Origin of the sequence: Cetobacterium sp., from assembly GCF_051653945.1 — a bacterium.
Lineage (GTDB): Bacteria > Fusobacteriota > Fusobacteriia > Fusobacteriales > Fusobacteriaceae > Cetobacterium_A.
Window position 1 is genome coordinate 75991 of sequence record NZ_JBOFXD010000116.1, and the last position, 22238, is coordinate 98228.

The following is a 22238-nucleotide window of genomic DNA, read 5'->3' on the forward strand; positions in this document are numbered from 1 at the left end:
TAAAAATTAGAAAACTTATCGAAAAAAAATTTTAAAAAACACTAAAACACAAGTATACTAGCATTATAAAAATGAAAATTCAAACAGGGGTGATGTTTATGACACTGATAAATACAATAGAGAAAGTAAGATTAGCACAAAAAGAATATTCTAAATTTACTCAAGAAAAGGTAGATGAAATATTTAGAGAGGCTTCATTAGCTGCAAATAATGCTAGAATAAAATTAGCTAAAATGGCAGTAGAAGAAACTGGAATGGGGATTGTTGAAGATAAGGTTATAAAAAATCACTTTGCTTCAGAATATATATACAACTCATATAAGGATACAAAAACTTGTGGAACAATAGAAGTTGACGCAGCTTACGGAGTTGAAAAGATAGCTGAACCAATTGGAGTTATAGCTGGAATAGTTCCGACTACAAACCCAACATCAACAGCAATATTTAAAGCATTATTAGCTTTAAAAACAAGAAATGGAATTATTTTTTCTCCACATCCAAGAGCAAAAAATGCAACAATAGAGGCAGCTAAAATAGTTTTAGAAGCAGCAGTAAAAGCTGGAGCTCCAAAAGATATAATTGGATGGATAGCTGAGCCATCAGTTCAAGCATCTAACGATCTTATGAAAATGGCAGATTTAATATTAGCAACTGGAGGACCAGGAATGGTTAAGGCTGCTTATTCATCAGGAACACCTGCAATTGGAGTAGGAGCTGGAAATACACCGGTAATTATAGATGAAACAGCACACATAAAAATGGCAGTAAACTCAATTTTATTATCAAAAACTTTTGATAATGGAGTTATCTGTGCTTCTGAGCAAGCAGTAATAATTCCAGCTTCAATTTATGATAAAGTAAAAGAGGAGTTTACAGCAAGAAATGCTTACATCTTAAAAGGTGATGAAGTAGATAAAGTAAGAAAAACAATAGTAATAGATGGACATTTAAATGGAGATATTGTAGGACAGTCTGCTTACAAAATAGCTCAAATGGCTGGAGTAACTGTTCCTGAAAATACAAAAGTTATTATAGGAGAAGTTGAATCAGTTGAATTAGAAGAAGCATTTTCACATGAAAAATTATCACCAGTATTAGCTATGTATAAAGCTAAGAACTTTGAAGATGCTTTAAAGAAAGCAGATAGATTGATAGAGCTAGGTGGAATGGGACATACATCAGTTTTATATGCAGATGAATTAGTTGCAAAAGATAAAATTGATTTATTTGGAAAAACAATGAAAACAGGAAGAACATTAATTAATATGCCTGCAGCTCAAGGAGCAATAGGAGATGTATTTAACTTTAAACTAGCACCATCATTAACACTGGGATGTGGATCATGGGGAGGAAATGCTGTTTCTGAAAACGTTGGAGTTAAGCATTTAATAAACATAAAAACAGTTGCTAAAAGGAGAGAAAATATGCTATGGTTTAGAATTCCTGAAAGAGTATACTTCAAATTCGGATCTCTTCCAGTAGCTTTAGAGGAGTTAAAAGGAAAGAAAAAAGCTGTAATTGTAACAGATCAACAATTAGCTTCTTTAGGATATACAGATCATATAACAACAGTTTTAGAAAATATTGGAGTAGATTTTAGAGTATTCTCAGATGTACAAGCGGACCCAACTTTAAGTGTAGTTGAAAAAGGTGCAGAATTAATGAGAAACTATAATCCAGATGTAATCATAGCTTTAGGTGGAGGTTCAGCAATGGACGCGGCTAAAATTATGTGGGTTATGTACGAGCATCCAAAAGTAAACTTTAAAGATTTAGCTATGACATTTATGGATATTAGAAAAAGAATAGTTAAATTCCCTAAAATGGGAGAAAAAGCAGAGTTCTGGGCGGTTGCAACTTCAGCAGGAACAGGATCAGAAGTAACTCCATTTGCTGTTATAACTGATGATACAACAGGAGTAAAATATCCGTTAGCTGACTATGAAATTACACCAAATGTAGCAGTAGTAGATCCACAACTAATGTTATCAATGCCAGCTGGTTTAACAGCAGCATCAGGAATAGACGTAGTAACTCACGCTATTGAGGCATATGTATCTATAATGGCGTCAGAATTTACTAATCCATTAGCATTAGAAGCAACTAGATTAACATTTAAATATCTTCCTGAATCAGTAAGAGGTGGGGCATCAGCAGTTAAAGCTAAAGAAAAGATGGCAAATGCATCTTGTATGGCTGGAATGGCATTCTCGAACGCATTCTTAGGAATATGTCACTCAATGGCTCATAAATTAGGAGCAGCATTCCACTTACCACATGGAGTAGCAAATGCACTATTACTTGATGAAGTAATTAGATTTAATGCAACAGATAGACCGTTTAAAATGGCAGGATTTGCACAATATAAATATCCACATGCAAAAGAGTGTTATGGAAAATTAGCTGACTACTTAGGATTTACAAAAGGAAATGAAACTCCAGAAGAGAAAGCTAAAATATTAAGAAAGAAAGTAGCAGAATTAAAAGCTGAAATTGGAATAAAGTCAACAATAGCAGAATATGGAGTTTCAGAGCAAGAGTTTTTATCTAAATTAGACCAAATGGTTGAAGATGCATTTGATGACCAGTGTACTGGAGCAAATCCAAGATATCCATTAATGAGTGACTTAAAAGAGATGTACTTAAGAGCTTACTATGGTCCAGAAAAATATTTAGCTATGCAAAAGAAAAGCGAAGAAAAATCTGAGAAAAAAGCAAAATAAAATAAGCCACCTTAATTAAATTTAGTCATATAAAAAATAAAACCTCCTAAATATTTAGGAGGTTTTATTTATAATTATTTAATTTTTGACCATATTTGTTTAGATCCTATAAAGCCTGATTTATCAAGACTTCCTTTTACTATAAGGGTATTTGGGTCTTTAAAAGAGATAGAGCAGTAGTAAGTTTTTCCATTTTCTGGATTGTAAATAAATCCATTTTCAAAACGATCTTTTTCAGAGTTATATGTGAAATCACTAACGAAATTTATACCAACTAATGGTCTTGTTTTTAGTTTTTCATCAGGATTTGCTAAATCTATTTTAGTTTTTCCTTCTAACTTGTGACCTTTCTCATAAATTGGGATAGTTAGTTGTATAATTTTTCCAAAATATCTATTGTCTATCTTTTGAAATTCAACTATAATTTGATTGCCATTTTTAGCTTTTTCAGTGATCCATTTTCCTTGAATATTCTCTTCTTTTGAAAAAGTTAAGGTACTAAATATAAGTGTAACTAATAAAAATATTTTTTTCATTTTATTCCTCCAAAATATTTGTTTTTAATATTATAACAGGTGTAATTAAATAAATCAATACTGAAAAAAAGAACAAAATAAAAATATTTTTTCTTTTTTGAGTAATAATAAAAAAAATTTATTTTTTAAATGGGACATATTCATTAAATAAATTTGATTTGTACGATATAAAAGGTTATATTTTATTAACAATATTAAATTATTGAAAAAATAAAATAGAAATGCAGGGGGGAAAAAATGAAGAAAAAAATACTTTTATTAAGTACTTTAGCAATTTTTTTAGGATTGAATTTAGAGGCAAGAGCCGACAAGAATACCCTAGTTATAGCTAATGGAGCAGATGCTAAGACATTAGATATACATGCAACAAATGATGCACCGTCAGCAAAAGTATCAGGACAAATATATGATACTTTAGTAAAACAGGACACTAATATGAATATAGTTCCTGGATTAGCTGAAAGTTGGACTCAAGTGGATGATAAAACAACAGAGTTCAAATTAAGAAAAGGTGTAAAATTTCATAATGGAAAAGAGTTAACAGCAAATGATGTTAAATTTTCTTTAGATAGAATGAAAGCGTCACCTCAAGTGTCGCATATAATAAAAGCAGTGGATTCTGTAGAAGTTGTAGATGACTATACTGTAAGAGTAAAAACAGCAACTCCTTTTGGACCACTATTAAGCCACTTATCACATAATGCATCAGGAATTTTAAATAAAGAAGCTGTGGAAAAGGCTGGTGGAGCTTATGGACAACATCCAGTAGGAACAGGACCATATAAGTTTGTTAATTGGCAAGCAGGAGATAGAATAACGTTAGAGGTTAATCCAGATTACTATTTAGGAAAAGCTCCAACAGATAAAGTTATCTTTAGAAGTATTGTTGAAGGAACAAATAGAACAATAGGATTGGAAACAGGAGAAGTTGATATAGCTTTTGATATTGATCCTGTGGATAAAAATATGGTTAGAGACAATGATAGATTGGAACTAATTGAAGAACCATCTTTATCTACAACATATTTAGGATTTAATATGGAGAAAGATTCTTTAAAGGATAAAAAGGTAAGACAAGCAATAGCCTATGCGTTAAATACTCAAGATATAGCAGAGGCAGTATATCAAGGATCAGCTCAAACAGCTAATTCATCGATAGGACCAAAAGTTTTTGGATATAATCCTAATGCAAAAGCATATGAGTATAATCCAGAAAAAGCAAAAGAGTTATTAAAAGAAGCTGGATATGATAAAGGATTAAAATTAAAGTTATGGATAAATGATAATCCAATTAGAAGAGATATAGCTGTTATTGCTCAGGATCAATTAAAACAAGTTGGAATTGATGTAACAATTGAAACTCTTGAGTGGGGAGCATTTTTAGATGGAACAGCTAGAGGAGATCATGATTTATATATACTAGGGTGGGTTTCTGTAACAGGAGATGCTGATTATGGATTAGATCCACTGTTTAACTCAGCAAATAAAGGTGGAGCTGGTAATAGATCATTCTATTCAAATCCAAAAGTTGATGAGTTATTAGTAAAAGGAAGAAGTAGTGTTAATCCAGAAGAGAGAAAAACTTATTACTATGAAATTCAAGATATAGTACAAGAGGAAGTTCCAGTATTAACATTAGTTTATCCAACGCAAAATATTGGAGAACAAAAAACTGTACAAGGATTCAAGATGCATCCAGCAGGACACCATAAAATTTATGGAACTTATAAAACAAAGTAAAATATTTAAATTTTAGAAAGGAAACCATTTAGGTTTCCTTTCTAGTATAAAGCAAATAAAGGGGGCTACACAATGTACAAATATATAGTAAAAAGAATACTATTGTTAATACCTGTATTACTAGGAGTTTCATTCTTAGTGTTTACAATAATGTCATTTACACCAGGAGATCCAGCTCAGCTTATCTTAGGAGAAAGTGCTCCTAAAGAAGCAGTAGCACAATTAAGATTAGAGATGGGATTAAATGACCCTTTTATTGTTCAATATTTAAGATTTGTAAAAAATGCAGTAGTTGGAAATTTTGGACAATCTTATACAACAGGAAGAGAGGTATTTGGAGAAATTTTTTCAAGATTTCCAAATACATTAATATTAGCAGTTTTAGGAATAATTATAGCTGTTTGCATTGGAATTCCACTAGGGATTATATCGGCAACAAGACAATATACATTAATTGATAGTGTTAGTATGATAGGAGCTTTATTAGGAGTATCAATGCCTGTTTTTTGGCTTGGATTAATGTTAATTTTAACATTCTCAGTTAACTTAAGATGGTTACCTTCTGGAGGATTTGATGGATTAAAAAGTTTGATACTTCCATCTATAACTTTAGGAGTGGGATCAGCAGCCATAATTACTCGTATGACTCGTTCTTCTATGTTAGAGGTTATAAGACAGGACTATATAAGAACAGCAAGAGCTAAAGGTGTAGCAGAAAAAGTTGTTATAAATAAACATGCTTTAAAAAATGCATTAATTCCAGTTATAACAGTAGTAGGGTTACAATTTGGAGGACTTTTAGGTGGAGCTGTTTTAACAGAGTCAGTTTATTCATGGCCAGGTGTAGGAAGGATGATGGTAGATGCCATTAGACAAAAAGATACACCTACAGTTTTAGCATCAGTAATTTTCTTGGCAGTAACATTTAGTATTGTAAATCTAGCAGTAGATATACTATATGCTTATGTGGATCCAAGAATAAAATCGCAATACAAATAAAGGGGTGAATAAAAGTGGCTACTATAAAAAATGAAAACGTGGGGAAAAAAAGAAGCCAATGGGCAGAGTTGTGGAAAAATTTAAAAAGAAACAAGATGGCTCTATTTGGTTTAGTAATATTAGTTATAATAGTTTTACTTGCAATATTTGCTGATCAAATAGCAAATTATGATCAAGTAGTAATTAAGCAAAATTTAAGGATGAGATTAAAACCGCCTTCATCACAACATTGGTTAGGAACTGATGAGTTTGGAAGAGATATATTTGCTAGATTAGTTCATGGTGCTAGAGTCTCTTTAAAAGTTGGTTTAATAGCAGTTGGAATAGCGATAGTGATAGGAGGATTTCTAGGAGCTATTGCAGGATATTATGGTGGTAAATTAGATAATATAATAATGAGAGTAATGGATATATTTTTAGCTGTACCGAGTATACTTCTTGCAATAGCGATAGTATCAGCATTAGGACCAAATCTTTTAAATTTAATGATAGCAGTGAGTATATCATCTATTCCGAGATATGCTAGAATAGTGAGAGCTTCAGTACTTTCAATAAGAGACCAAGAGTTTATTGAAGCAGCAAGAGCAATAGGAGCAAGTGATGCTAGAATAATATTTAGACATATTATTCCAAACTCTTTAGCACCTGTAATTGTTCAAGGAACACTAGGGGTGGCGAATGCAATATTATCAACAGCAGGATTAAGTTTCATTGGATTGGGAATCCAACCCCCTGCTCCCGAATGGGGATCAATGTTATCTGGAGGAAGACAATATCTAAGATACGCATGGTGGGTAACAACATTTCCAGGTGTATCGATAATGATAACAATACTATCTTTAAATCTTTTAGGGGATGGTCTAAGAGATGCATTAGACCCAAGATTAAAACAATAATTACAGTAGGGAGATGGACGTAAATGGAAAAACTATTAAATATAAAAAATTTATCTATAAACTATGAAGCAAATGACGAGAAGGTTATGGCAGTGACAGATTTAGAGATAGAATTAGCAGAGGGAGAAACACTTGGGTTGGTTGGAGAAACTGGTGCAGGAAAAACTACTACAGCATTAGGAATAATGAGATTAGTTCCAAATCCACCTGGTAAAATTTTATCTGGAGAGATTAATTTTCAGGGAAGAAATCTATTAACTATTTCAGAAGAGGATATGAGAGCCATAAGAGGAAGACAGATAAGTATGATTTTCCAAGATCCAATGACATCTTTGAATCCTGTATTAACTGTAGGAGATCAAATTGCAGAAGTAATACAAATTCATGAAAAATTATCGACAAAAGATGCTATGGAAAAAGCAAGTGAAATGTTAGAGTTAGTTGGAATTCCAGGGAATAGATTAAATGATTATCCACATCAATTTTCTGGAGGAATGAAACAAAGGGTTGTAATAGCTATAGCTTTAGCGTGTAATCCAAAATTATTGATTGCAGATGAACCAACAACAGCTTTAGATGTAACAATTCAAGCTCAAGTTTTAGATTTGATGAATGACTTAAAGGAAAAATTAAAAACATCAATGTTACTAATAACTCATGACTTAGGGGTAGTTGCGCAAGTGTGTGATAAAGTAGCAATTATGTATGCAGGAGAAATTATAGAATCAGGAACGCTATACGATATATTTGAAAAACCTAAGCATCCATATACACATGGACTGTTTGATTCAATCCCTAGTTTGGATGAGGATGTAACAAGATTAAAACCAATAAAAGGATTGATGCCAGATCCTACAGATTTACCACCTGGATGTAGATTCCATCCTAGATGTCCGTATGCACAAGAGGAGTGTTCAAGAAGAAGTCCAAGAACAACGATTGAAAATGGACACAAAGTAAAATGCTTAGCCTACGAAGGGGTAATAAATGTACCAGAGCTACAGGAGGGAAGAAATGGCAGATAAAATACTAGAGGTAAAAAATTTAAAAAAATATTTTAATACTCCAAAAGGACTTTTACATGCTGTAGATGGAGTTACTTTCTCAATAGAAAGAGGTAAAACTTTAGGGGTGGTTGGAGAATCTGGTTGTGGAAAATCTACAACAGGAAGAGTAGTTTTAAGACTTCTTGAAGCAACTGATGGAGAAATAATTTTTGAAGGAAAAAATATACGGGATTATGGAAAAGCAGAGATGGTCAAATTAAGAGAAGAGATGCAAATTATTTTCCAAGATCCATATGCTTCTTTAAATCCAAGAATGACTATAAGTGAAATAATAGCAGAACCATTGATAATTCATAAAAAGTGTAAAAACAAAGAGGAGTTACAAGAAAAAGTAGCTAAGCTGATGGAAACAGTAGGACTTAGTGAGAGGTTGACAAACACATATCCACATGAATTAGATGGGGGGAGAAGACAAAGGATTGGTATAGCTAGAGCATTAGCGTTAAATCCTAAGTTTATAGTTTGTGATGAGCCAGTTTCAGCTTTAGATGTTTCCATTCAAGCTCAAGTACTAAACCTTATGAAAGATTTACAAGAGGAGTTTGGACTAACATATATGTTTATAACTCATGATTTGTCAGTAGTAAAACATTTTTCTGATGATATAGCTGTAATGTACTTAGGAGAACTTGTAGAAAAAGCTCCAGCAAAAGAGTTATTTAAAAATCCAGTACATCCATATACGAAAGCTTTACTATCAGCAATACCTATTCCAAGTATAAAGCACAAGATGAGTAGAGAGAGATTAAAGGGAGAGATAACATCACCAGTTAATCCAGGAGTAGGGTGTAGATTTAGAAAAAGATGTAGCATGGCGGTTCCAGAGTGTGGAAACTCAACACCAGTTTTAAGAGAGATATCACCAGGACATTTTTATGCATGTCATTTAATAGAAAAAGAAGAGAAAAAATAGAAGAATAAAAAGGATAACTCTAAATTAGACTAAATACTAATTTAGAGTTATTTTTATAAAGGAGGAAAGGTTATGGAGAGATTTAAAAGTAGAAAGTATCATTTAACATCAAAATTAGTTTTATTGAAAGCAATTAACGATATTTATCCATCATTTCAAGTGGTATTTAGAAACTCTTTAAATAATGGAGTTTATGTAACAATAAATGGGAAAAATTATATTTCAGAAGAAGAGATAAAAAAAATAGAAACTAGAATGAATGAAATAGTAGCAAAGAAAAAAATCATTAAAAAAATTCAATTTAGTTCAGAAGAAATAACAGAAAAACATTTGAAAAATATTAGAGAGGATTTGAAAGAACTTTTAGAAACTACGGGGATAATATCTTTTTTCGTATATGAATTGGATAATTATAGAACTTACTTTATAGAAGAGTTATATGATAATACTCAATATGTTGATATGTTTGAATTATATCCATACGATGAAGGGTTTATATTTAAAACACCTAAGGAGATAAATGGAGTTATTCAAATTCCACCTATGATAGATGATGTAAAGTTAGCTAAAGTATATAAGGAGAGTTCTAAGTGGAATGATATAATGGAAGTATCTTGTGTTGGAAGTTTAAATAGAATTAATTTACAAGGAGATATAATAGAGTTAATTAGAGTGAATGAGACTCTTCATGATAAAAAGATAAATAATATAACAGAGAAGATATTAGAGGACAAAGATATAAAAATAGTTACAATAGCTGGTCCAAGTTCATCAGGAAAAACAACTTTTAGTAATAGATTAAAACTTCATTTAATGGCATCAGAAATAAGACCATTGATGATATCTTTAGATGATTATTATATAAATAGAGAGGAAATTCCTATTGATGAAAATGGAAAAAAAGATTTTGAAACAATCAGAGCTCTAGATATAGAACTTTTAAATAAAAATTTAAAAGATTTGATGTTAGGAAGAGAAGTAGAGATTCCAAAATATGATTTTACTAGTGGTTTAAGAAAAGAGAAAGGTGAAAAAGTAAAAATATCCCCAAAAACAATTATAATTTTAGAGGGGATCCACGGGTTAAATAATAGTTTAATTGAAGGGATTTCTCAAAGTCACATTTTTAAAATTTATATTAGTTGCCTAACTCAATTAAATATAGATGCACATAATAGAATAAAAACAAGTATAGTAAGAAAAATGAGAAGAATTGTTAGGGATAGTATTTCAAGAAATTTTGATGCAGAGGAAACTTTAGAGATGTGGAGTAGGGTTAGAAAAGGAGAAAGCAAAAATATATTTCCATATCAAGAAAATGCAGACGTTATATTCGATACAAGTTTAGCTTACGAAATAGGTGTTTTAAAGCCAGCTGTGGAGAGAGAATTGATTAAAATAAAAATGGGGAGTCCACACTATGATGAAGCTAGAAAACTATTGAGATTACTAAGTTATTTTACAACAATTTCAGATCGATATGTGCCAGATGAATCGATATTAAAAGAGTTTATAGGTGGGAGCTATTTTTATAATTATTAAATACAAGATTAAAAATAGGAGAGCATTATTGCTCTCCTATTCGTAATTAATTATTTTTAGAGTAATAAACAATTTTATCGAGAATAGACAAGGCTTTTTTATGTTCTAAAACATTATGAACACGAATTATTTTAGCCCCTTGAAGAATACCAAGTGTATTAACAGCAACGGTTCCTTCAACTCTGTCATCAGGATCAAGATTTAAATTTTTTCCTATGAAAGCTTTTTTAGAAACTCCTAATAAAATTGGAGCGATAAAAGTAAGCTCTTTTAAACGATTTAAAACCTCAATATTTTCATTATAACCTTTTCCAAATCCAATTCCAGGGTCGATTATAATTTTATTAGGATTAAGACCATTTTTCTCTGCGATTTCAAAAGATTTTTTGAAGAATTTTTTCATAGAAAGAATAATATCCTCTTCATAAATTTTTGAGTCTTGATTATGCATAGCAATAACAATGCAATTGTACTTAGCGGCAACTTGAGCCATTTCGCCGTTATCTTTTTGAAGTCCCCAAACATCGTTGATAATATGAGCCCCAGCTTTAATTGCAGCTTCAGCAACTTCATGTCTATAAGTATCAATAGATATTATACAATCTAATTCTTTTGATATTTTTTTTATAATAGGAACTACTCTTTCAATTTCAGTTACTAAATCAACCTCTTCATGACCAGGCCGAGTTGATTGACCACCTACATCGATGATATGAGCTCCTTGAGCAACTAAAGTTTTTGCATGTTCGAAAGCTAAATCGACAGAATTAAATTTTCCACCATCAGAAAACGAATCTGGAGTGACATTTAAAATTCCCATGATTAAAGTTTCTTTGTTTAAAATAAAAGTTTTCCCTTGAGATGAAAAAATCATAACAACCTCCTATAAAGATTTATCTAGGATTCTTTTTAATGTTGAAACAGTTTTGTTCTCTAAAGGATGAATGATATTTGGAGCAATTTCATTTAGTGGGTCTAGTACAAATGAACGTTCACACATCCAAGGATGAGGAATAGCTAAGTTCTCCTCCTCAACAATAAGGCTATTAAAAAGTAAGATATCTATATCAATAACTCTAGGTCCCCATTTTACCTCACGAACTCTTCCCATTATGATTTCAATATCTAGAAGTTTTTCTAAAAGCTCTTGTGGTGTAAAAAGAGTTTCAATTTTAAGGCAAGCGTTTAAAAAATTATCTTGTATAATATCCCCAAAAGGTTCGGTTTCTAGGAAGTTACTTACTTTTATAACTTGTGTATTTTCAAGATCTGATATATGAGAAATGGCAGTATCTAAATTAAGTTTTAAATTACCAATATTTGTGCCTATAGAAAGGTACGAAGTATTTCTAGAACGTGTAATCTCTACTGCGACATAATCAAAATGCTTTTTAATAGGAGCCCAAGGTTTTTTTATTTTAACTGTAACGTTTTTAATAAGAGAATACTTTATAAGAATCTCTTTAGCAATTGCTTCAGCAAGAGCTTCAATTAAGTCGAATGATTTTGAAAAGAAAACTTTTTCCACATCATCAGAAACGAATCCATAGTGTGTAGAATGATTTAAATCATCATTAACACCAGCTTTTCTGGTACAAGTTTCCATTTCAATAGAAATAATAAATTTTTGTTGTAAAAATTTTTCTTCAGCAAAAACTCCATGATTACCTATAAATTCTAAATTTTTAATATATATTTTATCCATAAAACTCTCCCTCTAATTTTTAATTAAAGTTAAAAACTCTGTTTTTAAACTATGATTGACATTGAAAATACCTTTTGAAGATGTTGTAATGACTTTAGTACCAATGGATTTGACTCCTCTCATAGTCATACACATGTGTTCAGCTTCCATTAAAATATATACTCCTTGACATTCAAGTCCTTTATAGATTGTTTCAGCAATCTCTTCGCAAAGTCTTTCTTGTAACTGTGGTCTTTTACAATAAGCTTCAATAACTTTTATAATATCTCCAAAACCAACAATTTTATTATTGGGAATATAACCAATAGAAATTTTACCAAAAAAAGGTAAAAAATGATGTTCACACATAGAATAAAAAGATATATTTTTTTCAATGATTAAGTCATTATTTTGTATTGGAAATGTTCTTTTTAAAAAGTCATACGGATCTAAAAGAAGACCTGAAAAAATCTCTTTATAAAAAGTTTCAATTCTTTCAGGTGTGTTTTCAATAACTTCATCAGAGATTAAGTTATTGTCGTTGTTTATTTCAAGAATTATATTTTTAATATGTGTTTTTAAGTTCACTAAATCACCTCAAAAGTTTGATATAAATTAATTATACCATATAATAGTAAAGGTAAAAAACTTAAAGTTTTGTAAAGAAAAAATGCTTGACAAAAAATATAAATATAGATATAATATGTTGGTGATATTATGGAATTGAATGAGATGTTAGAAGTCTCTATTCTGCTTGACTATTATAGAAATCTTTTAAGTGATAGACAAAAAGAATATTTGTTAGAGCACTTCGAGGAAGATCAATCTCTTACAGAGATTGGAAAGAAGTATAATGTAAGTAGACAAGCTGTCTATGATAACATAAGAAGAGGAATAAAAATTTTGAGAGATTATGAAGAGAAGATAGGATTTCATAAAAGAGATTTAGAATTACTATCGCAGTTAAAAGAGCTGAAAAAAGATTTCACAATTAAAAAACTGGACGAAATAATCGAAAAAAACTTTTAGTAGGGGTGGCCATGTTAGAAAATTTAGGAAATAGATTCCAAGACATAATGAAAAAAGTAAGAGGTCATGGGAAACTAAGCGAAAGTAATATAAAAGAGGCTTTACGTGAAGTTAGAATGTCTTTACTAGAGGCCGATGTAAACTACAAAGTTGTTAAAGAATTTGTTGCAAAGATTCAAGAAAAAGCTATTGGAGCTGAAGTTTTAACTGGAGTTAATCCAGGGCAACAATTTATAAAAATAGTAAATGATGAGTTGGTAGAGTTATTAGGTGGTACAAACTCTAGACTTACAAAAAGTATTAAAAATCCTACGGTAGTAATGCTTGCAGGACTTCAAGGTGCTGGAAAAACAACTTTTGCAGGAAAATTAGCAAAATATTTAAAAAAGCAAGGTGAAAAACCATACTTAATAGGAGCAGATATTTATAGACCTGCTGCTATGAAGCAGCTAGAGGTTTTAGCACAACAAGTTGGTGTTGATGTTTACTTTGAACTTGGAAGTAATGATGCTGTTGGAATTTGTGAAAGAGGTTTAGAAAAAGCAAAAGAAGCTGGAGCAACATATTTAATTATAGATACTGCTGGAAGATTACATATAGATGAAAAGTTAATGGAAGAGTTAAAAGAGGTTAAAAAAGTTGTAAGACCTCAAGAGATTTTACTGGTAGTTGATGCAATGATAGGACAAGATGCAGTTAATCTTGCTCAATCATTTAATAACGCATTAAGTATAGATGGAGTTGTACTTACAAAATTTGATGGAGATACTAGAGGTGGAGCAGCACTGTCTGTTAAATCTGTAGTTGGAAAACCTATTAAATTTGTAGGAACTGGAGAAAAAATTGATGACTTAGAGTTATTCCATCCCGAAAGATTAGCTTCAAGAATACTTGGAATGGGAGATGTAGTTTCTTTAGTTGAAAAAGCACAAGAAGCAATTGGAGAAGAGGATGCTAAATCTCTTGAGGAGAAGATTAGAACTCAAAAGTTTGATTTAGATGATTTCTTAAAACAATTACAAAATATAAAAAAATTAGGTTCTCTAGGAAACATATTAAAAATGATTCCTGGTATGGGACAAATTGGAGATTTAGCACCAGCTGAAAAAGAGATGAAAAAAGTTGAAGCTATTATTCAATCAATGACTAGAGAGGAAAGAAAAAAACCTGAAATACTAAAAGCTAGTCGTAAACTAAGAATTGCAAAAGGTAGTGGAACAGAAGTTGCTGATATAAATAAGCTACTGAAACAATTTGAACAGATGAGAGAAATGATGAAAATGTTCTCAACTGGAAAGTTCCCACAACTTCCTGGAATGGGTGGAAGAAAAGGTGGAATGAAGTTTCCATTTTAAATAGAGAAAAATAGAAGCAATACCAAAAATAAAAAAATAGAAATATAAAAGGAGAAGTGATTTTAGATGTTAAAATTAAGATTAACTAGAATGGGAAGCAAAAAGAGACCTGTATACAGAATAGCTGCAATGGAAGCTTTATCAAGAAGAGATGGAAAAGCAGTAGCTTACTTAGGAAACTACTATCCATTAGAAGAGGGAAAAGTAACTCTTAAAGAAGAGGAGATCGTAAAATTCCTTATGAACGGAGCACAACCTACAAGAACAGTTAAGTCATTATTAGACAAAGCTGGAGTTTGGGCAAAGTTCGAAGCTGCAAAGAAAAACTAATTGTAAAAATTTAGGTGCCTGTAAAGGCACCTTTTTTTCTGTTTGTGTTAGACATTGATTATTAAAATGTGGTATAATACAAGGTAAATTCAACTATGAAAAGGAGATGGATTAATGGATACACTCTTTAATAGAATTGCAAAAGAGATGGGATTAAAAGTTGAACAAGTTGCAAACACAATAAAACTTTTAGACGAAGGATCAACAGTACCATTTATAGCAAGATATAGAAAAGAAGTTACTGAGAATTTAGATGAAACAAATATTTTAAAAATATCAGAGTTAATAACTTACTTAAGAAACTTAGAGATAAGAAAAGAAGAGGTTATTAGATTAATCGAAGAACAAGGTAAGTTGACAGATGAGTTAAAAAATCAAATACTTTTAGCTGAAAAGCTTCAAATGGTAGAAGATTTGTATTTTCCGTATAAGAAAAAAAGAAAAACAAAAGCAGACGTGGCAAAAGAGCAAGGGTTAGAGCCTTTAGCAGAAAAAATCTATCAATTAAAAACTCTGGCTGAGCTTGAAGAAGAAAGTCTAGTATTTGTAAATGAAGATGTAGAAAATGTAGAAAAAGCTATTGAAGGAGCAAAATTAATTGTAGCTCAAAATCTTTCAGAGACATTAGAGTATAGGGAAAGATTAAGAGAAGATATGCTGAAAAAAGCTATTATAACAGCTAAGAAAAGTAAAAAAGTAGAGGAACTTGATACAAAACAGATATATAAGGATTACTATGAATATACTGAACCTGTAAAAAAAGCTTTATCTCATAGAATTTTAGCTTTAAATAGAGGAGAAAATGAGGGAGTATTAATAGTTTCTTTAAATTTTGAAGAAAAGGATAGAGATAGTGTAGAAAGATACTTATTGAAAGACTTTAAGAATAAAGAGTTAAACTTTTTGCATAAAGAAATTATAGTTGATGCTCTAGATAGATTAATTTTACCTTCTATTGAAAGAGAAGTTAGAAATATTCTAACAGAAAAAGCAGAAGATGAAGCTATTCTAGTATTTAAAGAGAATTTAAAAAACCTTTTAATGCAACCACCACTTCATGAAAAAAATATATTAGCTTTGGATCCTGGTTATAGAACAGGGTGTAAGGTGGCAGTTATAGATAAAAATGGATTTTTTAGAGAAAATACGGTGTTTTATTTAGTAAAAGAGATGCATCATGAGAATCAGCTAAAAGATGCTGAAAGAAAAATGAAGGATTTCATAAAAAAATATAACATAGATATAATTGTTATTGGAAATGGAACTGCTTCGAGAGAGACAGAAAGTTTTGTAGCTAAAGTTTTAAAAACTGTAGATAGTGATGTAAAATATCTAATTGGAAATGAAGCAGGAGCATCAATTTATTCAGCTTCTAAAATTGCAGTTGAAGAGTTTCCAGATTTAGATGTTACAGTTAGAGGAGCAATTTCTATAGGAAGAAGAATTCAAGATCCTCTAGCAGAATTAGTAAAAATCGACCCTAAATCTATAGGAGTTGGTATGTATCAACATGATGTTAATCAAAAAAGATTAGATCAATCTCTTACAGAGGTTATTGAGTTAGTAGTAAATAATGTTGGAGTAAATGTAAATACAGCTTCATGGGCATTACTTTCATATGTTTCTGGAATTAAGAAAAGTGTTGCAAAAAATATTGTAGATTATAGAAAAGAGAATGGGAACTTTAAAAATAGAAAAGAGTTATTAAAAGTTAAAGGTCTAGGAGCTAAAGCTTATGAGCAGATGGCTGGTTTCTTAATTATTCTTGATGGTGAAAATACTTTAGATAATACAATAATACATCCTGAATCATATAAAATAGCAGAGGAAATACTATCATCTGTCAACCTCTCTTTAAAAGAGTACGGAGAGGATTTAGTTAAAGCTAAAGAGATTTTAGATGGATTTGATTATAAAAGTTTTGCTCTTAAAAATAGCTATGGGTATGAAACAGTGAAAGATATATATGAAGCACTAGTTAAAGAAAGAAGAGACCCAAGAGATAGCATTCAAAAACCACTATTAAAATCAGATATATTAAATATAGATAATCTTCAGCCAGGTATGGAGTTAGAGGGTACAGTAAGAAATGTAATTAAGTTTGGTGCTTTTATAGATATAGGATTAAAAAATGATGCATTACTTCACATCTCAGAAATATCAGATAAATTTATAGATGACCCAGGTAAAGTTCTTTCAGTTGGTCAAATAATAAAGGTTAAAATAAAGGATATAGATAGAGAGAGGGAAAGAGTAGGCTTGACTAAAAAGGGGCTTTAAAGGATGAGAATAAGAAAAGATTCCTTGTTAATAAAAATAATTTTTTATAATGATATAGCAATATTTTTGACCTCAATTTTAATCGCAATAGTTGTAATACTAACTTCATTTCAAGATATGGAACAGAGAATCGAAGATACGACTAAAAATAAGATGAATCTTCTTATGGGAAATTATAAATCTTATTTTGGAGAGATTAGAAATGATGTCTATAAAGAGATTGGAAAATATAGAATCAGTGAAGGGAATCAACAAGTAGCAGAAATGCTAAAATATAATTTGTTAAAAGAAGATTTTAGAAATTATTATAATTCTGTAGTAACAATTTTATCTTCTAAGGGCGAGTTATTAGGAGAGTATGGAAATAAAGGGGATTTAGGAACACTAAATGAAGATAATATTCATATACTACTAGAAACGTCGAGTAAAAAAGAGTTTGAAGAAACTGGGTATTATTTAGCACAGGTAGATAATAAAATTTATGGAAGAGTAGTTATTCCTTATGGAAATGAAACAACAACTTATTATCTAGTAGTTTCAACTCCTATAAATAGAGATTTTTTAACTTCTTTGACAGATGGATTAGAATTAAGCTCGAAGGATAGAGTATACTTTGTAACTAATAGTCCTGATAAAGATGAGCTTCAAGCTAGGTTTTTCTTTTCAAATAGAACATATAAAGAGATCTTAAGAAAAGATTATAAAAATTATTATTTGAATAAAAAAATCAATGGTTTATCATATTATGTTGGAATTTATAATTTAATAGGTTATAATGATAGTTATTTAGGAAGTTTTGTACTATCGTTATCGAAAGAAAGTTTAACTGAAGAAAAACTAATGACATCTATTTATATAGGTATTTTAGTTCTTTTAATAATGATTATAAGTTCTACAGTATCGAGTAAAGTATTTAGAAAACTATTGATGCCTCTTACTCAAATAGCTGATTTAGCTGATGAAATTTCAAAGGGTGAAAAGGTTGAGGATATAAAAGTTATTGGTCAAGGTGAGATTAGGACATTATCGATATCTTTTAAAGAGATGATTGAAAAATTGAATATTGCTCAAGATGATTTAACTATTCAAAACAAAGAGTTAGTTAGAAATATTGAGAGAATTGAAGCTATTGATAAACTTTTAATGGGCATGAATATAGAACAAGATACATTTAAAACTATAAAAAAACTTGTTTCAGGATTCACTTCAGAAGTCGGGCTTGGTTACAGTAGAGCAATGTATTTTAGATACAGTAGAGAAAATGATTATTTAATCGGAGAAGAAGTCGCTATAAACCGTAGTTTAAAAGAGGAAAGTAAAAAAGGATTTAAATTTCAATTGAAAAATTTGAAAGAGTTAGTTTTATTTACAAAAGTTCCTATAAATAATGATAATTTATTGGCAAAATCTTTTAAAGAGCAAAAGATAATCTATAAAAATGATGCTGGATATAAATATGATTTAGGAAATGATGTTTTAAAAGCTATAGGACTGAAGAATTTCTTTATTTTTCCAATTCATGGAGCTGGGAAATTTTCTGGTGTAGTGGTAGTAGATAACTATGCAAAGGATATCAGAATAAACCAAGAAGAGTTAGAGCTACTAAATTTACTTTCGATGAATTTTTCCATAGGAATAAATAACAAAGAAACAATTTTAGATACTTTAGAAAGCGAAAGGGTTCTAACAATAGAAAAGTTAGCTACAAGATTTTTAAAGTTAAGAGGAGAGGTTGTTGAAAAGTTACTGAAATGTATTGACTCAGAAAATCCTGGAGAAAAGATAATAGAAGAGTTAACAACTATTAAGCCATATTTAGCAAGAATTAAAGAGGATAACGAATCATTAAAAATTTATTCTGAAGAGATTGAGGATAGATATGAGCGAGTTAGTTTAGATAAAATAATAAATGAGACAATAGCAGACTATAGCCAAAAATTTAAAAGTGAAAACATTTCGATTTCATTTTTTAATGCTACAAGTGGAAGTGTCTTAGGTAGTAGAAGAAAATTAAAAAAAGTAATAAAAGAGCTTATAGATAATGCTTGTAATGCTCTCTTAGATAAACAAAACAATAGAAGGATAGATATAATTCTTTCTAAAAGAAAAATTAATGAAAAAATAGAGTTGAAAATTATTGATAATGGTATTGGAATATCAGCTAGACAATTGGAAGATATTTACGAACCATTTATAAGTTATTCTCCTCAAACCCTAGGGTTAGGATTGTTTTTTGTACACAAGGTGATAAAAGACCACGGAGGAGTAATAAAGCATTTCTCAGAAGAGGGAAATAATACTGAAGTAAAAATAACTTTAAATGCATATAAGGAGGAAGTCTAATGGAAGAAAAAGATTACGGGAAAACGTTGAACCTTCCGAAAACAAGTTTCCAAATGAGGGCAAACTTACCAACGAAGGAACCAAACATCTTGAAAAAGTGGGAAGATGAAAAAATTTATGAAAAGGGATTACAAAAGGGAAGTAAAACATTTATACTTCACGATGGACCTCCATACGCAAACGGTGGAATCCATATAGGTCATGCTTTAAATAAGATATTAAAAGATATAATTTTAAAGTATAAAAGATTATCTGGATACACAGTGCCTTACGTTCCAGGATGGGATACTCATGGATTACCAATAGAGTTAAAGGTAAGTGAGGAATTAGGTGCAAAAATGAAAGAGATGTCACCTCTTGAAATTAGAGAGAAGTGTACAGAGTATGCTAAAAAATGGGTAGAGATTCAAAAAGAAGGATTCCAAAGATTAGGAGTTTTAGGAGAATGGGATAAACCATACTTAACTTTAAATCCTGAATATGAAGCAAAGCAATTAGAAGTATTTGGTGAGCTTTATGAAAATGGATATATTTTTAAAGGATTAAAACCAATTTACTGGTCGCCAGTAACAGAAACAGCTTTAGCAGAAGCTGAAATAGAGTATAAAAATCATGTTTCTCCATCTATTTATGTAAAAATGGAAGCAAACAAAGAGATTATGGATAAATTAGAGATGACAGAACCGTTATATCTAGTTATCTGGACGACTACTCCATGGACTTTACCAGCAAACACTGGAATAGCATTAAACGGAGAGTTTGAGTATGGAATATACAAAACAGAAAAAGGAAACTTAATCTTAGCAAAAGTTTTAGCTGATAAAGCGTTTGTTGATATGGGAGTAAAAGAAGTAGAGTTAGTAAAAGAGTTCGTAGGAGCAGATTTAGAAAACTTAACATACAAGCACCCATTCTTAGATAGAACTGGAAAAGTTGTTTTAGGAACTCACGTAACTGCAGAAGCGGGTACAGGAGTAGTTCATACAGCACCTGGACATGGTCAAGATGACTACGTTGTAGGAGTAAGATATGGATTACCAATCATTTCTCCAATTAATAATAAAGGAGTATTGACAGAGGAAGCTGGACAATTTGCTGGATTATTCTATAAAAAGGCAAATAAAGTTATAGCAGAGCACTTAACAGAAACAGGGCACTTATTAAGCTACAAAGAGTTTGAGCACTCTTATCCTCATGACTGGAGATCAAAAACTCCAGTAATCTTTAGAGCAACTGAGCAGTGGTTTATAAGATGTGAAGGTTCAGATTTAAGAGAAAAAGCATTGAGAGCTTTAGATGATGTTAAATTTGTTCCAGAGTGGGGAAGAAATAGAATAGGTTCTATGTTAGAGACAAGACCTGACTGGTGTATCTCAAGACAAAGAACATGGGGAGTACCAATTCCTGTATTCTATAATGAAGCAACAGGAAAAGAGATATTCGAAAGAGAGATTTTAGATAGAGTTATTGAACTTGTTAAAAAAGAGGGGTCAGCAGCTTGGGTAAAATATTCAGCTGAGGAGTTAATTGGAGAAGAACTACTAGTTAAGTACAATCTAAAAGGATTGGAATTAAGAAAAGAAACAAATATAATGGACGTTTGGTTTGACTCAGGAGTATCTCATAGATCTGTTTTAGAAACTAGAGAGGGATTACACAGACCAGCTGATTTATATTTAGAAGGATCAGATCAGCATAGAGGATGGTTCCAAACTTCATTATTAACATCAGTTGGATCAACAGGAGATGCACCATTTAAGATGTTATTAACTCACGGATTTGTAAATGATGGAGAAGGTAAAAAGATGTCAAAATCTGTAGGAAACGTTGTAGCTCCTCAAGATATAATCAAAGTTTATGGAGCAGATATACTAAGATTATGGTGTGCATCAGTTGACTATAGAGAAGATGTGAAAATATCTGATAATATTTTAAAACAAATGGCAGAAGCTTACAGAAGAGTAAGAAATACAGCTAGATATATATTAGGAAACTCAGCAGATTTTAATCCTGCAACAGATGCAGTAGCTTATGAGGACTTAATGGAAATTGATAAGTGGGCATTAAATAAGTTAGAAAGATTAAAAAGAGTGGTAACAGAGTCATATGAAAAATATGAGTTCTATAACTTATTCCAAGAGATTCACTATTTCTCAGGAATTGATATGTCAGCATTCTACTTAGATATAATCAAAGATAGATTATATGCTGAAAAAGCTGATTCTAAGGAAAGAAGAGCTGCACAGACAGTAATGTCAGAAGTTTTAGTGACATTAACTAAAATGGTAGCACCTATATTGTCATTTACAGCTGAAGAGATTTGGGAAACTTTACCAGAATCATTAAAAGATTCTGAGTCAGTATTATTGACTGATTGGTATGTAAACAATGATCAATACTTAAATGATGAGTTAGATACAAAGTGGGAAGAGATTGTAAAGTTAAGAAAAGATGTTAATAAAACATTAGAGTTAGCAAGACAAGGGGAAAATAAGATAATAGGAAACTCTTTAGATGCAAAAGTTATTTTAAGTGCAGATAATGCAGAGTTAGCAAAATTCTTAGAAGATAATAAAGAGATTTTAGAAGAGGTATTTATCGTTTCTCAATTAGTAATTGCTAATGAAAAAGATGATTCATTTGTAAAAGGTGAGGAGCAAGAAGCTTTATTCGTAAAAGTTGAGCATGCAGATGGAGAGAAGTGTGAAAGATGTTGGAAATACTCGACAGAGTTAGGAACTAATCCAGAGCATCCAACAGTATGTCCAAGATGTACATCAGCACTAGTTGATTAATTATTC

17 protein-coding genes are annotated in these 22238 nt (G+C 30.8%); 13 read left to right on the forward strand and 4 right to left on the reverse strand.

The features are described from left to right. Positions 1-98: 98 nt before the first annotated feature. The gene (gene adhE, locus ACRC8M_RS12500; RefSeq protein ID WP_438529442.1) at positions 99-2723 is read left to right on the forward strand and encodes a bifunctional acetaldehyde-CoA/alcohol dehydrogenase; all 2625 of its coding nucleotides are present in this window, start codon (positions 99-101) and stop codon (positions 2721-2723) included. Positions 2724-2797: 74 nt separating this feature from the next. Here the strand turns inward: adhE and ACRC8M_RS12505 are convergent, their stop codons facing one another. Continuing rightward, positions 2798-3259 carry a DUF2147 domain-containing protein gene (locus ACRC8M_RS12505; RefSeq protein ID WP_438529443.1) on the reverse strand — a complete coding sequence of 154 codons (462 nt, stop codon included), beginning with the start codon at positions 3257-3259 and terminating at the stop codon, positions 2798-2800. A 237-nt stretch (positions 3260-3496) separates the two neighbouring features. Here ACRC8M_RS12505 and ACRC8M_RS12510 point away from each other — a divergent pair, with 237 nt between their 5' ends. From ACRC8M_RS12510 to ACRC8M_RS12535, 6 genes are all read left to right on the forward strand, one after another. After that, positions 3497-4999, forward strand: a complete 1503-nt coding sequence (locus ACRC8M_RS12510; protein WP_438529444.1) for a glutathione ABC transporter substrate-binding protein — start codon at positions 3497-3499, stop codon at positions 4997-4999. Positions 5000-5071: 72 nt separating this feature from the next. Then, positions 5072-5998 (forward strand): nickel ABC transporter permease, encoded by a 927-nt coding sequence (gene nikB, locus ACRC8M_RS12515; RefSeq protein ID WP_438529445.1) that lies wholly within the window; start codon positions 5072-5074, stop codon positions 5996-5998. Positions 5999-6021: 23 nt separating this feature from the next. Then, positions 6022-6894 (forward strand): nickel transporter permease, encoded by an 873-nt coding sequence (nikC, locus tag ACRC8M_RS12520; protein ID WP_438529542.1) that lies wholly within the window; start codon positions 6022-6024, stop codon positions 6892-6894. A 23-nt stretch (positions 6895-6917) separates the two neighbouring features. Further along, positions 6918-7919 (forward strand): ABC transporter ATP-binding protein, encoded by a 1002-nt coding sequence (locus ACRC8M_RS12525; protein ID WP_438529446.1) that lies wholly within the window; start codon positions 6918-6920, stop codon positions 7917-7919. Next, positions 7909-8874, forward strand: coding sequence for an ABC transporter ATP-binding protein (locus ACRC8M_RS12530; protein ID WP_438529447.1), 966 nt, complete (start codon positions 7909-7911; stop codon positions 8872-8874). Before ACRC8M_RS12525 ends, ACRC8M_RS12530 begins: the two co-directional genes overlap by 11 nt. A gap of 72 nt (positions 8875-8946) precedes the next feature. After that, positions 8947-10416 (forward strand): nucleoside kinase, encoded by a 1470-nt coding sequence (locus ACRC8M_RS12535; protein WP_438529448.1) that lies wholly within the window; start codon positions 8947-8949, stop codon positions 10414-10416. 46 nt (positions 10417-10462) lie between these two features. On the opposite strand, the gene folP is transcribed toward ACRC8M_RS12535, so the two are convergent. The 3 genes from folP to folE are packed head-to-tail and all read right to left on the reverse strand — an operon-like array spanning position 10463 to position 12670. Continuing rightward, positions 10463-11290 (reverse strand): dihydropteroate synthase, encoded by an 828-nt coding sequence (folP, locus tag ACRC8M_RS12540; RefSeq protein ID WP_438529449.1) that lies wholly within the window; start codon positions 11288-11290, stop codon positions 10463-10465. A gap of 9 nt (positions 11291-11299) precedes the next feature. Next, the gene (gene folK / locus ACRC8M_RS12545) at positions 11300-12121 is read right to left on the reverse strand and encodes a 2-amino-4-hydroxy-6-hydroxymethyldihydropteridine diphosphokinase (RefSeq protein WP_438529450.1); all 822 of its coding nucleotides are present in this window, start codon (positions 12119-12121) and stop codon (positions 11300-11302) included. Between the two features lie 12 nt (positions 12122-12133). Then, the gene (gene folE / locus ACRC8M_RS12550; RefSeq protein ID WP_438529543.1) at positions 12134-12670 is read right to left on the reverse strand and encodes a GTP cyclohydrolase I FolE; all 537 of its coding nucleotides are present in this window, start codon (positions 12668-12670) and stop codon (positions 12134-12136) included. A gap of 147 nt (positions 12671-12817) precedes the next feature. Here folE and ylxM point away from each other — a divergent pair, with 147 nt between their 5' ends. The 6 genes from ylxM (at position 12818) to ileS (ending at position 22232) form a co-directional block, all read left to right on the forward strand. Beyond that, entirely contained in the window at positions 12818-13129 is a 312-nt protein-coding gene (gene ylxM, locus ACRC8M_RS12555) for a YlxM family DNA-binding protein (RefSeq protein WP_438529451.1), read from the forward strand. An 11-nt stretch (positions 13130-13140) separates the two neighbouring features. Further along, entirely contained in the window at positions 13141-14484 is a 1344-nt protein-coding gene (gene ffh / locus ACRC8M_RS12560) for a signal recognition particle protein (protein WP_438529452.1), read from the forward strand. A gap of 66 nt (positions 14485-14550) precedes the next feature. Further along, a complete protein-coding gene (gene rpsP, locus ACRC8M_RS12565) occupies positions 14551-14814 on the forward strand; it encodes a 30S ribosomal protein S16 (RefSeq protein ID WP_023051405.1) in 264 nt (87 codons plus the stop codon). 114 nt (positions 14815-14928) lie between these two features. Next, positions 14929-17094: a Tex family protein gene (locus ACRC8M_RS12570; protein ID WP_438529453.1), complete on the forward strand. Its 2166-nt coding sequence runs from the start codon at positions 14929-14931 to the stop codon at positions 17092-17094. 3 nt (positions 17095-17097) lie between these two features. Further along, entirely contained in the window at positions 17098-19437 is a 2340-nt protein-coding gene (locus ACRC8M_RS12575) for an ATP-binding protein (protein WP_438529455.1), read from the forward strand. Further along, a complete protein-coding gene (gene ileS, locus ACRC8M_RS12580) occupies positions 19437-22232 on the forward strand; it encodes an isoleucine--tRNA ligase (RefSeq protein WP_438529456.1) in 2796 nt (931 codons plus the stop codon). Before ACRC8M_RS12575 ends, ileS begins: the two co-directional genes overlap by 1 nt. Positions 22233-22238 lie beyond the last annotated feature (6 nt).